Annotated in this window: 12 protein-coding genes and 1 pseudogene; 10 read left to right on the top strand and 3 right to left on the bottom strand. The window is 60.7% G+C overall.

Annotated elements, in window-relative coordinates; translation table 11 throughout:
* The first annotated feature begins 538 nt into the window (after positions 1–538).
* The 3 genes and pseudogenes from GR303_RS23525 to GR303_RS25060 form a co-directional block, all read left to right on the top strand.
* Positions 539–1,024, top strand: coding sequence for a hypothetical protein (locus tag GR303_RS23525; protein WP_161726803.1), 486 nt, complete (start codon positions 539–541; stop codon positions 1,022–1,024).
* Between the two features lie 452 nt (positions 1,025–1,476).
* On the top strand, positions 1,477–5,424 hold the full coding sequence (locus GR303_RS25260; protein WP_161726805.1) for a cadherin domain-containing protein: 3,948 nt from the start codon (positions 1,477–1,479) through the stop codon (positions 5,422–5,424).
* Between the two features lie 169 nt (positions 5,425–5,593).
* A pseudogene (locus GR303_RS25060) lies at positions 5,594–5,702 on the top strand (IS5/IS1182 family transposase); the annotation flags it as partial.
* Between the two features lie 73 nt (positions 5,703–5,775).
* Here GR303_RS25060 and GR303_RS23535 read toward each other — a convergent pair.
* From GR303_RS23535 to GR303_RS23545, 3 genes are all read right to left on the bottom strand, one after another.
* On the bottom strand, positions 5,776–7,662 hold the full coding sequence (locus GR303_RS23535) for a bifunctional sugar phosphate isomerase/epimerase/4-hydroxyphenylpyruvate dioxygenase family protein (RefSeq protein ID WP_161726807.1): 1,887 nt from the start codon (positions 7,660–7,662) through the stop codon (positions 5,776–5,778).
* Positions 7,663–7,727: 65 nt separating this feature from the next.
* Positions 7,728–8,408 (bottom strand): GntR family transcriptional regulator, encoded by a 681-nt coding sequence (locus tag GR303_RS23540; protein ID WP_161726808.1) that lies wholly within the window; start codon positions 8,406–8,408, stop codon positions 7,728–7,730.
* On the bottom strand, positions 8,405–9,073 hold the full coding sequence (locus GR303_RS23545) for a GntR family transcriptional regulator (RefSeq protein ID WP_161726809.1): 669 nt from the start codon (positions 9,071–9,073) through the stop codon (positions 8,405–8,407). The genes GR303_RS23540 and GR303_RS23545 overlap by 4 nt, the downstream gene beginning before the upstream one ends.
* A gap of 194 nt (positions 9,074–9,267) precedes the next feature.
* On the opposite strand from GR303_RS23545, the gene dctP reads away from it, so the two are divergent.
* From dctP to GR303_RS23580, 7 genes are all read left to right on the top strand, one after another.
* Positions 9,268–10,260, top strand: coding sequence for a TRAP transporter substrate-binding protein DctP (dctP, locus tag GR303_RS23550; RefSeq protein ID WP_161726810.1), 993 nt, complete (start codon positions 9,268–9,270; stop codon positions 10,258–10,260).
* Positions 10,261–10,343: 83 nt separating this feature from the next.
* Complete coding sequence (locus GR303_RS23555) at positions 10,344–10,862, top strand: TRAP transporter small permease (RefSeq protein ID WP_161726811.1); 519 nt, start codon at positions 10,344–10,346, stop codon at positions 10,860–10,862.
* Positions 10,859–12,160: a TRAP transporter large permease gene (locus tag GR303_RS23560; protein WP_161726812.1), complete on the top strand. Its 1,302-nt coding sequence runs from the start codon at positions 10,859–10,861 to the stop codon at positions 12,158–12,160. Before GR303_RS23555 ends, GR303_RS23560 begins: the two co-directional genes overlap by 4 nt.
* A gap of 28 nt (positions 12,161–12,188) precedes the next feature.
* Positions 12,189–12,638, top strand: a complete 450-nt coding sequence (locus GR303_RS23565) for a type II 3-dehydroquinate dehydratase (protein WP_161726813.1) — start codon at positions 12,189–12,191, stop codon at positions 12,636–12,638.
* Between the two features lie 5 nt (positions 12,639–12,643).
* The gene (locus tag GR303_RS23570) at positions 12,644–13,546 is read left to right on the top strand and encodes a shikimate dehydrogenase (RefSeq protein ID WP_161726814.1); all 903 of its coding nucleotides are present in this window, start codon (positions 12,644–12,646) and stop codon (positions 13,544–13,546) included.
* A gap of 459 nt (positions 13,547–14,005) precedes the next feature.
* A complete protein-coding gene (locus GR303_RS23575) occupies positions 14,006–14,311 on the top strand; it encodes a hypothetical protein (protein ID WP_161726815.1) in 306 nt (101 codons plus the stop codon).
* A gap of 316 nt (positions 14,312–14,627) precedes the next feature.
* The coding region (locus GR303_RS23580) for a matrixin family metalloprotease (protein WP_161726817.1) at positions 14,628–15,186 on the top strand (559 nt) is incomplete at its 3' end.

Consider the following 15,186-nt stretch of genomic DNA (forward strand, 5'->3'; position numbering starts at 1 on the left):
CCCCTGTGATGATGCTGCCATATGGGCACTGGGCAGGAGGCGGCATGCCTACAGGTAAGCGTGGCCTTAGCCCACCGGAAGGGGGTGCTAGGGTGTTTGTGGCAGAAGGCAGGCCGATCAGACGACCAGGCTGGAGCCATTCCGGCGAGACGCCCCGCAGCGGCCCTACTCCAGGAGGGAGAACAAATAGGCGATGTACGCACACCACACCAACATGCGCTATCGTCCCTTAGAAAAGGCTAAGGCTTTACTTCACACCAGATCTGGCTGCGCAGTTGTGAGTCCGCGACCTAGGCTCCGGCAGGAGCTTCCGAGGGTCGGATCCTCAATGCCATCGCACAGGTTCCGCTCAGATAGGGCTTTATCAGCGGCAACTCCGAAGCGGCTACACCAAGAGCACCGGCGCTTTAGAAGCTCCGGCGGCAAATACTCAGTGCGCTTCAGGAAGGGAGCTCGACGCAACTTTGACCTTGCAGCTAGATTGCAGAACCATCAGCCTCAAAAGGACCAACTATCTCCTGTAAGGAGGAGCATGTACTTGAACCTGAAGAACCTCGATGCTGTTTCCTCAAACAAGATTATCGCGAGGCAGCACAAAGACCCTAATGCTGCGATTGGCCTTGCTGCTGCCTATGTCGCCGCCCGCCCCCCTTTCGGAACTTTCCGAGCCGATCGGCTCATGAGCACGATTGTCGGCCAGGTTCAAAGACGTCATTACGCCTTTGCAATTCAGGAAGGGCGCGTGGTCGGCTATGGAGGTTGGGCTCTTTGCACGCGGGACGTGGCGGAGGCATGGCTTGCGGGAAGGCAAGTTCTGGCATCGGAAGTCTGCCGGGATGGTGACGTGGTCATTCCGGTCATTATTTCGACAAGCGAGCCAGCCGCGCTTCGCTGTCTCACGATGCATGTGTGCGCTCTCTATCCTGGGCGCCCTTATATGGGGCGGAGAATTCTGCCTTCCGGCAGTCGGGTCTGCCGAGGCCGTATAAAAGGAATTGCTCAGGGTGAGTTGAACACGAAATGACTCGATAAAAGAATTGGATTGAAGATACCGCGTCAGCGGCTTGATGCTTCATTCGCAACATTATCCATTGGGTCGAATACAACTTAAGAATACCAGACCTTCAAAGAAAATTCCTTGCGATACGCAGACATATTCCTCAACGTAAGCATACAGGCTTCGGACAAGCTCCGGTCAGCACAACTCACCGGGGGCCCTTAAGGCGGGTTAACCCTTTCCGCGAGCCTGTTCGGGGGCGTTTATATGTCAATCGTGCGGGCGCAACGGCAGCATGGCTGCCGGGGTGGAGAAAGCCGGCGGCTATCCAGCCGGCTGTTCCCTGCATCGACCTTCCAATTTGGTTCGCAATCGCGAAGCCGTAGGCTGAATTTCGGCACAGCCGTTCGCAGGCGCATCAGTCCTCGTGCCATTCTCCTCATATCATTGGGACTGACGCGATGTGCATTGCATGTGCCATGGCTGGACAAGCCACCTCCTGGTCGAGTTTCGAGCATTCGGCTGCATCGGCCGCGACCGGTGCCAGCAGCATGAATGCATCAAGCCCCCTCGGTACCCGCTCCTACGACAATCTTGGAGCGGAGTGGCTGACTGGGGACAACCACATCGACTCGCTGCTCTCTCCCTATAAGTGGAGTCAGGAGTCCGGGACGAATTCTACGGTTCTCACGTATAGCCTCGTCGGCCGTGGGCAGTCCTGGTATTCGACCGCTTATCCGGATGGCAATGATAACGGCATTGCCGCTTACAATGACGGATTGCAGGCGCTCAACAGCTTCGAGATGGATCAGGTTCGGCTGGCCCTGCAGAAATGGTCCAACGTCGCAGATATCACATTCGTGGAGGTGATAGACTCCGAAACTGTGGCTGGCGACCTGCGGTTTGCCTATACTTTGGACGCTCCGACTGCCTATGCCTATTATCCCGGCGGAGATCCATGGTCAGGCGATATCTGGCTCGGCAACAACGGCAACAATCATAATCCGCAGCTTCATACTTACGGCTTCGGCTCGATTCTCCTGCACGAGATCGGGCACGCCCTCGGTCTGAAGCACCCTCATGAGGGACCGGCCGATGGGCAGCTCGGCCCAGTTGCGACATACGACAACGACGCGCTCATCTATACGGTCATGAGCTACCGGGACTACGAGGGAGATAACCTCGACGGGATCCGTCTCGGGAACCAACCGATCACTCCGATGATCAATGACATCGCCGCGATCCAGTGGCTCTATGGCGCGAACTGGAGCTATAACAGCGGCAACAATACTTACGATTATTCTGGCTACTCGCAGATCTTTGAGACCATCTGGGATGGCGATGGCACCGATACAATTACTTGGCACGGCCGCAGCGAAGCGGTCGAGATCAATCTGACCCCTGGTACCTATAGCAAGATCGGATCGGTCTACAGCACCGAGGACGGCTACACCGATGCGCGTACCCTCGGCATCGCCTATGGTGCCTGGATTGAGAACGCCACCGGCGGCAGCGGCGACGATATTCTGCGTGGCAACAGCCTCGACAACGTGCTCAACGGCGGAGCCGGAACCGACACGATGTATGGTGGGCTGGGCCACGACATATTCTATGTCGACGACAGTGACGATCAAGTCATCGAGAACTCCAACGAAGGTGTCGACATTGTTTGCTCAAGTGCCTACTCGTTCACGTTTGGCGATGCAACCTTCCTGGAGACCCTGATTCTTCTCGACGGCGCGGTCGAGGGATACGGCAACTACTATCAGAATACGCTCATCGGCAACGAGAGCACCAATAGGCTGTTCGGCGAGGAAGGCAGCGACACTCTTTATGGTGCAGGGGGCAATGATCTCCTGAGCGGAGGTGATGGGTCCGACGATCTATATGGCGGGTTCGGGGATGATTTCTATTTCATCACCGACGGCTCTGACGCCCTTCATGAGTACGCGGGCCAAGGCGTCGATACGGTGGTCAGCACCGCCTATTCGTTCACCTTGGGGGCAAACATCGAGAACCTGCTCCTCCTGGACGGCGCGTCTGAAGGAATCGGAAATTCGTCAGCCAACACGATTACGGGCAACTCAGGTAACAACACTCTCAATGGAGGCCTCGGAGCCGATACGCTTACGGGAGGCTCAGGGGCGGATTCCTACTACCTCGACAATACCGGTGACGTGATCGTCGAGGAAGCGGATGGAGGCTGGGATCTCGTCTATGTCGGCGCCGGGCTGAGCGGCTATACCCTTGATGAAAATGTCGAGAATCTGACCCTTCTCTCCGGAGCCGAATTGGGAGGGCAGTATCGCGGCAATGGGCTTGCCAATTGGATCACCGGCAATGAGGACGGAAATCTTCTGTATGGCGAGGACGGCGACGACAAACTCATCGGTGGAGGCCAGTCGGATTATCTGTTCGGCGGGTTAGGTAACGACAATCTGCAAGGTGGGGATTATGGTGACGAACTAAGAGGCGGAGGCGGTGATGACCGCCTTGAAGGAGGAGACGGCAACGACCTGATGTATGGCGGGAGCGGCAACGACTCTTATCATGTCACCAACGAAGGCGATGTGGTTGATGAAGAAGCCAACACGGACATTGCTGACGAGGTCCACAGCAGCCTGACAGGCTACCAGCTCGCCGCCGGAGTCGAGAGGCTGATCCTGGAGCATGGCGCGGTGGCCGGCTGGGGCAATGAACTCCACAACATCATCACCGGCAATGGCGATGGCAATGCGCTGTCAGGCTATGATGGGAATGACAGCCTTCATGGACACGCCGGCGATGATGACTTGAACGGCGGCTCTGGGGACGACGAGCTAGATGGCGGAGCTGGTGCCGACGACATGAGAGGCGGATCCGGCAACGATACCTACTACGTGTCGGATGACGGGGACGTGGTTGATGAAAGCACAAATACGGGCGATTCCGACCGGGTGATCAGCAGCCTTGCAGCTTATCAGCTGACAGCGGGAGTGGAGAACCTCACGCTTGATACCGGTGCCTCCGCAGGATCCGGGAACGAGCTTGATAACATCATCACCGGGAACGGAGACGGCAACGCTCTCGCGGGCTATAACGGCAGCGACCTCCTGATCGGCCTTGATGGCGACGACAGCCTGAATGGCGGCAACGATGACGATTTCCTCTATGGAGGAGCTGGCGCAGACATATTGACGGGGGGCGAAGGGATCGACACCGCGGGCTACTGGGGGGCAATTTCGGGGATCACCCTCAGTTTGACTGATTCCAGCCTCAACAGTGGCGATGCTGCAGGTGACGTCCTGGTTGAGATCGAGCACATCTCCGGCTCCTGGTACGAGGACATCCTGTCGGGAGACAATGATGGCAACGGCTTCTCGGGAGATGGAGGTGACGATCTCATCCTGGGCTGGAACGGAGATGACACTCTCAACGGGGGCGAGGGAGTCGACAGCGTTGTTGGCGGTGCGGGTAACGACATTATTGACGGCGGTTTTGGCATCCAGGATGTGGCAGCCTATAGCGGACGCCGATGGGATTACGCAGTCAGCAGGACTGCGGACGGCTCCCTGACCATCTCGGACCAGCGCGTCGACGGAGACGGGCAGGATCTCGTGGCGGACACCGAGGTCTTCCTGTTCGCGGATGGAACATTCTTGAGCGTGGATCAGGTGCTGAACCACGGTTCCGGTATCTTGCTCGGCAACGAAGCCATCCGCGAGAACAGCGGCGCGGGTACAGTGATTGGAACTTGCTCGGTTGCGAATCCAGACGCCCTAAGCCAGTTCAAGTACAGGCTGCTCGATGATGCCGGTAAGCGGTTCACTTTGTCTGGCTTAACTGGCGATACTCTAGTGACCACCAACGGGACGATGCTGGACTTTGAGCAGAGTGCGGCACATACCGTGGTCATTGAGGCGACAGATCAGTTCGGCGCACGTCTGATTCAAACCTTGACCATTACAGTCACGGATATCGTTTCTGAAAATACCGCCGGAACGGCGGGCTCCGATCTGCTGATGGGCGGCAAGGGCGCCGACACAATCAAGGGAGGCGCGGGCAACGACAAAATCGCCGGGGGGCAAGGAAAAGACATCCTCGAAGGCGGCAAGGGAAAGGACATCTTCGTATTCGACACCAAACCGGACAAGGCGAACATCGACAAGATTATCGACTTCATCGTCAAGGACGATACTTTCCATCTCGACGATGCAGTCTTTGCCAAATTGGGCAAGGGTTCCGACCAGAAACCGGGCAAACTCAGCAAGACATTTTTCACCATTGGCAGCAAGGCCAAAGATAAGAACGACTACCTTGTCTACGATATGAAGAAGGGCACTCTCTGGTATGATGCCGACGGATCCGGAAAGGGCAAGGCGGTCGAGATCGCAACGCTTTCCAAGAACCTCAAGACCATGTCGGCTGCAGACTTTCTCATTACATAGGGGGACAAGAGGTGCGATCATCGCGCCTCTTTAGGTCGCGAGCTCATGAAAGATCTCTCATTTGCAGTGAGTTGAAGATTCGCCTCCCATCCTGGAGGATCTGATGGTTCGACTCAAGCTGGCAGATTTAGAGTAGACGGTGCCCTCATCATGAGCGACAGCTCGTGCGCGCATTCACCAGCACAGCCGAGCGGTAAGAAGAGAATCGAGATGGCGGCGTGGGGCATTCCCGCAGCGGCCTGACAACCAAGATCCATGCCCTGGTGGATGCTGATGGGCCAACAGGTGCTTGAGGCATCTCCAGACTGCGCCGTGATCTGCCACTCGGCTCTCACGTGGCGACCGGCTCTCTCAAAGCCCAGATGGCACCGCTTCAGCGGCCAGGCGCGTCTGGGATGCGAGGCGGATGGGAGCGTTCACGGCCCCATAGCCCTGATAGCTGCGTCGCTCCACGATCTCGAAGAAGAACCCGCCCTCCAGGGTTTTCGTGTAGGCCTGGAAGTACTCGGCTCCTCCCTCCCGGTCATAAAGGATGTTGCTGGCGCGCAGGCGCTCCACATCCTCGGCGGCAAGATCCGTCCTGACCTCAAGGTCGTCGTAATAGTTTTCAGGAATGGGCAGGAGATCGATCCCGTTCGCCTTCAGTCGCTTCGCCGTCTCCAGAATGTCGCCTGTTGCGAGGGCGATGTGCTGAACACCCGACCCGAACAACTCGGTCAAAAACCGTGATGACAGGGTGCGCTGGCTCTGCGAGGCATTGAGGATCAGGCGCAGCGAGCCGTCACGAGTCTCGATGGCTTGGCTCTGCACCACACCACCCGGGTCGATGACGACCTGAACCGGGGCCTTCCGCACATCGAGCAGAGAATTGTAGAACAGAAGCCACGTCAGCATCTCCTCGTAATGCATGGATTGCGAGACGTGATCGACCGATGTCAGGCCCACACCTGTAAAGTCCCTGACCTCGGTAGGCTCGAAGTCAACATCCCAGAGGCGATCCAGACCCGACTTGTGATCGACGAAATACAGAAGGCTGCCTCCCAGTCCGCGGACGGCAGGGATGTTCAGTTCGCCCGGACCCACGGGCTGTTGGAAGGGCTGGTCGAGGAGACGGACGGCGCGGTCTACTGTTCCAGGCGCATCGCCAACCCGCAGGGCCAGTGCGCAGACGGAGGTGCCATGCGTGATGTTGAAGGAGTGCGCGAAGCCCTCCTTGTCTGCATTCACGACGATGTTGATGTCTCCCTGCCGCCAATGTGTCACGGATTTCGAGCGGTGGCGGCCCGCCTTCTGGAATCCGAGCCCGGCCAGGATCTGCTCGAATCCGGCGGCGCTGCGCTCATCGACCGCGAACTCGACGAACTCCACGCCCGAGCATGTCGCCTTCGGCGGAAGAACCGAATGCTCGGGCAGTGCCGCTCCCGTCCGTCGGCGCAGTTCGTCGAGCATCACGATGAGGGAGCGCTGCCCATCGATGGCGACGCTTCGCGCGGATCCGGCCCGGAAGCGATCATTGAAGATCTCCAGGGAGAGGAGCCCGTTGAAGCCCGTCGCGCCGAGCGCATCCATGAAAGCGTCGATCGGCAGGTCGCCTTGGCCCGGAAAGCACCGGTAATGCCGGCTCCAGGACAGGTAATCCATGTCGAGCCTCGGCGCATCGGCCATCTGCACGAGGAAAATCTTGTCAGAAGGGATGGAGCGGATCGCCGACAGATCGGTGTTCCGCGCCAGCACATGGAAGGAGTCGAGCACGAGCCCCACCGCCGGGTGGTTTGCGCGCCGCACGACCTCCCAGGAGTCCCGGTAGTCATGAATGTGGCGCCCCCAGGAGAGGGCCTCGAACGCCACGCGCATGCCGCGCCTTGTGGCACGTTCGCCAAGTTCATGAAAATCCGCCGCGGCGCGGTCGATTCCGCCAAGAGAATCCGGGGAGACGTTGCTGCACACCATCAGAAGGTCGCATCCGAGCTCCTGCATCACATCGAACTTGCGCTCCGCCCGGGCGAACACCTTCGAGCGCTGCGGTTCGGGCATGCCCTCGAAATCGCGGAACGGCTGAAAGGTGATCGTCCTCAGGCCGAATCCTTCGATCATGCGCCTGGCATCGGCCGGAGTGCCGTTGAAGGACAAAAGATCGTTCTCGAAGATCTCCACGCCTTTGAACTGCGCGGCCGCGATGGCCTCGATCTTCTCGGTCAGGGTGCCGCTCAGGCAGACGGTGGCGATGGCAGTGCGCATGCTCGTCGGTCCGTTTCCTCTTTTCGTGTGCGGGAGCCGTGCCGATCCGGCCAGCTCCTTCTTCGTCAGCTGATCGTTCCTGTGGCGAGCGCATGCTCGACGCCGCCGGCCACATGGCGGGTCAGCACCTCGCAAGCGCGCACAGCGTCGCGCTTCAGGGCGAATTCCAGCAGCTCCGCATGTTCGTTGGCGGCGATGTCGCCGCGATAGCTCAAGGCGATCATCTGATAGCGCAGGTACTTGTCGAAGACCGCCGCATGGTTGTCGATCAGCATCTTCGATCCGCAGGCGGAGATGAGCGCCTGATGGAACTGCCAGTCGTAGCGCTTCCATTCCTCGGTACGGGACCTGTCGCCCTGGGCCATCCGCTCTTCCATTCGCGCGAGCCGGTGGTGGGCGGCCACGACGCGTCCCTCCCACTCCATGTCTCCGGCCCGGAAGGACTGTTCCAGCGCGCGGCATTCGAGAAGCTGCCGGAGGGCCGCAATCTCCCTCAGATTGGCGATCGACACAGGCGCGACCTCAAAGCCTTTCTGACCCTCGGCAACCACGAGCCGCTCGGAATGGAGACGGTTCAGGGTTTCTCGCAGCGTGCTGATGCTCGCGCCGTAGCTGGCCTTCAGGCGCTCGAGCTTCAGCTTCTTGCCCGGCGGCAGGCGCCCGAACACGATGTCGGCCCGGATTCTCTGATAGGCGCTCTCCCCTACCGTGGAGGACGGCGCGATCAGGTGCACGTCGTCGCTCATTTCAGTGCTCCGCTTTCCAGCGTGTAGGCCACGCATCCGTTCACATGCTGGGTCAGCACCGCGCAGGCCCTGTCCGCGTTGCGCGTCAGGGCGCAATCGAGCAGCGCCCGATGCTCCTCCGCTGCGATCTGCCCCCGAAAGACGACGGCCACCATCTGGTAGCGGAGATACTGATCGAAAACTCCGCCATAGAGGTCGAGCAGGGTCTGGGAGCCACAGGCTTCGATGAGAGCCTGGTGGAACTCGCGGTCATAGCGCTTCCAGAGTTCCATCCCCTCCTGATCCCCGGCCATCATCCGCCGCTCCATGAAGGCAAGCTTGTGATGGGCGGCCACGACCCGGCTCTCCCATTCCAGGTCCCCGGCAGCGAAGGACAGAGGCAAGGCATAGGTTTCCAGGAGCAGCCGCATCGCCGCAACATCCTCGAAGCCCGCAGGAGAAACGGGGGCGACCCGGAAGCCGCGCTGCCCCTCGGCCACCACCAGTCCTTCCGACGAAAGACGGCTCAAAATCTCGCGAAGCGTGCTGACGCTCGCCCCATAGTCCTCTGCCAGCCGGTCGAGCCGAAGCCGCAAACCGGGCACTAGGCGACCGAACACGATGTCGGCTCGGATTCGGTCATAGGCGCGATCCGCGATGGATGTAGCCAGCAATTCGATGCTCATTCGTCCACCGCTCTGTCTCGAGACAGCATCATACGGGACTCCCAGCCCATCGCCCTCCGAAGGACGATCTGTTTATATGTTGAAAGTCAAAATATCAGATGATTTTGAAAATGCCTATTGATTTCGCAAACGTCGGAGACGATAGTTCTGCCAAGACGCAGACCAATGCGCGGCAACGTGAAGGAGAGGAAACCATGGGATTTGACATCAACCGGCGCGCCCTGATGGCTGCGGGTGCAGCTCTTCTGGCCTGGGGCACGGCTGGGCCGGCCGCCGCACAGACACCAACGAATCTGAGGTTCTCGGCCGTGTTCTCGGAGCAGGACATCCGGGCTCAGATGATGAAGCGCTTTGGCGAGGAGGTGAAGGCGCAAGGCTTCAATCTTCAACCCTATTACGGCGGCACCCTGTTCAAGCAGGGCACCGAACTCGTCGCCATGCAGCGCGGCAACCTCGAGATGGGCAACATCGCACCGCAGGACATCTCGAACCAGATTCCGGAATGGTCCATCGTCACATCCGCCTATCTGTTCCGTGATGCCGACCACCTGAAGAAGGTCTTTGCCAGCGATGTCGGCCAGCAGCTGAAGAAGATGGCCTCGGAGAAGCTGGGCATTCACATCCTCGGACCCACCTATTTCGGCGCCCGACATGTCGGCCTGAAGCCCAACAAGAAGATCAACAAGCCCGAGGATCTCGCCGGCATCAAGCTGCGCATGCCCGGCGGCGACGCTTGGCAGTTCCTTGGCCAGTCCCTTGGCGCAAACCCCACGCCGATGGCCTATGCCGAGGTCTATACCGGCCTGCAGACGGGTGCCATCGACGGCCAGGACAACCCGTTGCCGAACGTGCAGAACATGAAGTTCTACGAGGTGATGTCGCAGATCGCCCTCACCTCCCACCTCGTCGGCTTCGACCTGCTGGCCGTGTCCAATAAGGTCTGGGATGCCATGTCGCCGGAGAAGAAGGCAGCCTTCCAGGCCGCCGCCGACAAAGCGATCGAGTGGAGCACGCAGGAGCACCAGAAGCAGGAAGCGCAGCTCGCGACCTTCTTCAAGGAGAAGGGTCTCGACGTTTACACGCCCGACCTGAAGGCCTTCCGCGAGTTCGCCCAGAAGAAGTATCTGGCTTCGGATCTGGCGAAAAGCTGGCCGGCCGGCATGCTGGAGAAGATCAACGCGATGTAAGGCGCGGAGCCTCGGCCGTCGGGGCCGCGCCCCGACGGCCTCTCTTATGCCCTTAGACCCTTCTCACGAAGGAAACGGCTTCCATGACCTCATCATTGCGGACGATAGGCGCTTGGCTTGCGCGCCGCGCAGAAAATATCGCCGCCGCCATGCTGGTTGCGATGTTCGCGGCCTTCCTCCTGCAGATCGCCTTCCGGTATGTTTTGGGGCTCCCCATCGGCTGGACGCACGAGATCAGCGTCATCCTGTGGCTCTGGCTCGTTCTGTGGGGCGCGGCTTTCGTTGTCCGGGAACGTGAGGAAATCCGCTTCGATATTCTCTATGGAGCCGTGGGTGCCGGGCCGCGCCGCGCGATGGCGCTCGCCAGCGCCCTCGCGCTGATCGCGCTTTATGCCATCTCGCTCCCGGCCGTCGTCGACTATGTCACCTTCATGAAGGTGGAAAGAACAAGCTATCTCAAGATCCGGTTCGACTGGCTGTTCTCGATCTACATCGTCTTCGCCGTCGCCACCATCATCCGTTACATCTGGATCGCCTGGCAGTCCCTGCGCGGCGTGGCGCCGGACGAGTTCGATCCCACCAAGGCGAGTTCCGGCGTATGAACCTGGCAAGCCCCTTCTCGCTCTCGCTGGTCGCGATCACCGCCCTCGCCTTTCTCGGTCTGCCGATTGGTCACGCGATGATCGCCGGCTCGATCCTGTACCTGTTCCTGGCGGGGCTGGACATGGGAACGGCCGCCGAGCAGTTGCTCAACGGCATGTACTCCAACTACGTCATCCTGTCGGTCCCATTGTTCATTCTCGCCGCCGAGTTCATGAACATCGGCAGCATGACCGACCGCCTCATGGCGTTCTGCAATGCGCTGGTGGGCCGCTTCCGGGGCGGCCTCGCCCATGTGAACATCCTGCAGAGCATCATCTTTGCCGGCATGTCCGGTTCGGCCATCGCAGACGCCGCCGGCACTGGCCGCATGATGCAAGCCATGATGACGCGCGACGGCCGGTATCCTGCAAGCTATGCGGCCGCGCTGACGGCCGTGTCGTCGGTGATCGGCCCCATCATCCCGCCCTCAATCCCGATGGTGCTCTACGCCCTCGTCTCGGATGCCTCCATCGGCTTTCTCTTCCTCGGCGGCGTCGTTCCGGGCCTGCTGATGGCCCTGAGCCAGATGATCATCGTAGCGACCACCGCCCGCCGGCGGAACTTCCCCGTCGAGAAGCCAGTCCCCTTGCGCAAGCTTCCGCGGATCACGTGGGATGCTTTCCCGTCCCTCATGATGCCTGTCGTCCTGCTCGGCGGCATCTACAGCGGCGTGATGACCCCGACCGAAGCGGCGGCCGTCGCGGCGGCCTATGCGCTCGTCATCTCGGCGGGACTCTACCGGAGCGTGAGCTGGCGCGACTTCTACTATGCGCTCGCCGTCAGTGCACGGACCACAGCCTCCATCGGCATGCTGATCGCAGGCGCCCTCGTGTTCAACTACGTCGTCACGGTCGAGAACATTCCGGAGGGCGTGAAGGCGCTGCTCGCCGGATGGAATCTCTCCCCGATCGGCTTCCTGATCTTCGTCAACGTCCTGTTGCTGCTTCTGGGCTGCGTGCTGGAAGGAACGGCGATCCTGCTGATCGTGGTTCCGGTCTTCATTCCGACCGCGCAGGCCCTCGGCATCGACCTCGTTCACTTCGGCGTCGTCGTCGTCGTCAACATCATGATCGGGCTGATCACGCCGCCTTACGGTCTTCTCCTGTTCATCATGGCGAACATCTCCGGAGAGCCGCTGCGCGACATCGTGCGCGACTCGCTGCCCTTCCTCTTTGCCATGATCGTCGCGCTCGCGATCCTGACCTTCGTGCCCGACACCGTTCTCTGGCTGCCGCGCCTCTTCGGCTACCAGGGATGATCCTGCTCCCTTTCAGAGATCCATGCCGATGAGCAAGCCGATCTATGTTCTCAACGGGCCCAACCTCAACCGCCTCGGCACCCGCGAGCCCGAGATCTATGGGCGGACGACCCTGGCCGAAGTCGAGGCGATGTGCCGGGAGGCCGCCTCCGGCCACCCCATCGTCTTCCGGCAGTCGAACCGGGAGTACGAGATCATCGAGTGGGTTCACGAGGCCATCGACGAGGGCAGCGGCCTCATCATCAACCCGGCCGCCTTCACCTTCACCTCCATGGCGATCATGGATGCCCTGAAGATGTTTCCCGGGCCGCTGATCGAGTTGCATATCTCGAACATCCACAAGCGCGAGCCGATCTACCACAAGTCCTATGTCTCCCCGGTCGCGACCGCCGTGATTGCCGGCCTGGGCACCAGAGGCTATCCGATCGCCGTGCGGGCGATGCTCGAGATGATCGAGCAATCGGCCGGAAAGGCTTGAGCCCCATGGCAGGCGATCCGTCATCAAGGCTCTCACCTCAGGCCGATGAGGCGGTGAGGATATCGACCTCCCCTTCCGTTCTCGTCGGCTTGGTGGGAAATGGCATCCGGGCGTCGCGAACACCGAGGCTGCACGAGAGAGAGGGCGCCGAGCAGGGACTTCGCTATATCTACAAGCTGATCGATCTGGAGGCACTCGGCCTCGATGCGGGCGCCCTTCCCGAGATCCTGACCGCGGCGCAGCGTTTCGGCTTTGCCGGCCTCAACATCACCCATCCCTGCAAGCAGGCCGTCATCCCCCTGCTCGATGAATTGTCACCCGACGCGGCCGCGCTCGGCGCGGTCAATACCGTCGTGCTGAAGGATGGCCGGCGGGTCGGGCACAACACGGATTGGTGGGGCTTTGTCGAAAGCTTCCGGCGCGAATTGTCGGATGTGCGCACTGGGCGGGTCGTTCAGTTCGGCGCAGGCGGCGCGGGCGCCGCCGTGGCTCACGCCCTTCTGACCCTCGGAGCAGGCGAGATCACCCTCGTCGACACGGATGAGATCCGCGCCCAAAACCTTGCCGCCGCCCTGTGCGAGCGGTTCGGAAGGCGTTGCGCAAGAGCGGGCGCTGCGGTGGCAGATGCCATGGCGGCCGCCGACGGCATGGTCAACACGACCCCGCTCGGCATGGCGAAGTATCCCGGCATGGCTGTTCCGGCCGATCTCCTGCGCCCGGACCTCTGGGTTGCCGACATCGTCTATTTTCCGCTGGAGACGGAACTGCTGCGTCAGGCGCGGGCGCGCGGGTGCCGCACCCTGTCCGGCGGCGGCATGGCCGTTTTCCAGGCCGTCGGCGCATTCCGGCTTTTCACGGGCTTGGAGGCCGACGCCGAGCGCATGCTCCGTCACTTCGGCGAGATGTGACGCTCGAATCCGTGCTGCCTCGGCGCCTGCGCGATCCGCTCAGGGAATCCCAAAACGCCTTGCCAGCACCACTGGCGCGGTATCGTCGTCACGCGGTCGAAGCGCTTCCGACGGGCTTTCATCTCTCCAGGTCCAGATAGGTCAGAACAAGCTCCCGTCGTCGAAGCGCCTCCGCTCTGCCGATTTCGGGTTTCCCGCCGATCCGGCGCATAATGTCGAGCCCTGGCCCTTAAAACCTTGTTCCCGCTCACTTTTGTCGTGACGTCAGAGGTTCGCTCCTCTCCGGCAGCACCGGCGGCGGCCTTCGGATACGCAGCCTGAAGAGGCGGTCCCATCCCGCACGACCCGATTCTTCAGCCCTGGGCTCCATTGCTGCAACCCAGGACGAAAGATGCTCTTGTGTTTGGAAACCAAGCTTTGCCATGATGGACGGGCCGGCATGCCGTCTCTCGAAGCGGCTTGGGCGAGCAGAACGACCGGGACAATCTCCGGCATCACATGGGGGACCAGATCATGAAGGACGCGGCCGTTGCGTCCGAGATTGCGGATCCGTTCGCAACTCTCGAAACGATTCTCAAAATCATCAACCGTTCGTGGCTGAGCGAAGAGTGGCGACTGGAGGACATTCGCCTCTTGGCACAGGAGACCCTTGCCAAGCGCGGCCGCTCCGTTCCGAAGCGGCTCGCCGAGCCGGACGTTGCCGCGCCCGTTCCGCCGCGCAGCCGGAGGACCACCGTCAGCTCGACCATCCCGAGGCATATCTGACATCCGGCGCCGTGCGGCACGTTGTCAGACGTGTCCTTCTTCAAGAAGATCCGCTTTTAGTCCTGAAGATAATCTTCTATAAGCCGATCAGCGACAGAATTCGCGCGAGGCAGACCCAGAAAAACAGTCTCGCTAAGGGGCAGATCCAATGACAGCTTGCAATCGATTGTAGAACTTTTGCTTGGCGGAGCGATCCTGCGGCAGGCTTGAGCTTCAGAAGGGCGTTTGCTGCCTTCCGTAAGGCCGGCCCTCCTCGGCGCTCGCCCGTACCCGCTCAGCTTTTCCCATCATTCACTGTCAACTTGATTGAATCACCATGCCTGCCGTCGAGAGCTACAGCAACACGGGGAACGTCTACGTCGATTCCCTCCTGAGCAACCTCAAGTGGGTGCCGAGCAACCTGACCTTCAGCTTTCCGACGGCCGCGGCCAGCTACGGCTCGTCCTATGGCGAGGGCGAGACATCGAAGGGGTTCGGCGCCTTCACCGGCACGCAGCAATCGATCACGCGGTCGGCGCTGAAGCTCTTTTCCTCCGTGAGCAACCTGACCTTCGATGAACTCGGCGGCGCCAGCGCCGCCTCCGCCGACCTGCGCTTCGCGCAGTCGGACGTGCCCAGCACCGCCTGGGCCTACTTCCCCACAACCGATGCGACCGGCGGAGACGTGTGGGTCAACAACTCCAGCCGCAGCTATGCCAGCCCGGTGAAGGGGAATTACGCCTATCTCACGATCGTGCACGAGATTGGTCATGCTTTGGGTCTGGAGCATCCGCACGAGAGCGGCATGCCGCTCGACCGGGACTCGCTCGAGTACACGGTGATGAGCTACCGCTCCTACACGGGCGCCTCCACCACCGGCGGCTACGTCAACGAGA

This window comes from Microvirga arsenatis (assembly GCF_009910705.1).
GTDB classification, from domain to species: Bacteria; Pseudomonadota; Alphaproteobacteria; order Rhizobiales; family Beijerinckiaceae; genus Microvirga; species Microvirga arsenatis.

What these genes read in the sequence shown, in the direction of transcription:
- GR303_RS25260 (WP_161726805.1), top strand. Translation starts at nt 1,477, where the DNA reads ATGGCTGGACAAGCCACCTCCTGGTCGAGTTTCGAGCATTCGGCTGCA.
- GR303_RS23535 (WP_161726807.1), bottom strand. Translation starts at nt 7,662, where the DNA reads ATGCGCACTGCCATCGCCACCGTCTGCCTGAGCGGCACCCTGACCGAG.
- GR303_RS23540 (WP_161726808.1), bottom strand. Translation starts at nt 8,408, where the DNA reads ATGAGCGACGACGTGCACCTGATCGCGCCGTCCTCCACGGTAGGGGAG.
- GR303_RS23545 (WP_161726809.1), bottom strand. Translation starts at nt 9,073, where the DNA reads ATGAGCATCGAATTGCTGGCTACATCCATCGCGGATCGCGCCTATGAC.
- dctP (WP_161726810.1), top strand. Translation starts at nt 9,268, where the DNA reads ATGGGATTTGACATCAACCGGCGCGCCCTGATGGCTGCGGGTGCAGCT.
- GR303_RS23555 (WP_161726811.1), top strand. Translation starts at nt 10,344, where the DNA reads ATGACCTCATCATTGCGGACGATAGGCGCTTGGCTTGCGCGCCGCGCA.
- GR303_RS23560 (WP_161726812.1), top strand. Translation starts at nt 10,859, where the DNA reads ATGAACCTGGCAAGCCCCTTCTCGCTCTCGCTGGTCGCGATCACCGCC.
- GR303_RS23565 (WP_161726813.1), top strand. Translation starts at nt 12,189, where the DNA reads ATGAGCAAGCCGATCTATGTTCTCAACGGGCCCAACCTCAACCGCCTC.
- GR303_RS23570 (WP_161726814.1), top strand. Translation starts at nt 12,644, where the DNA reads ATGGCAGGCGATCCGTCATCAAGGCTCTCACCTCAGGCCGATGAGGCG.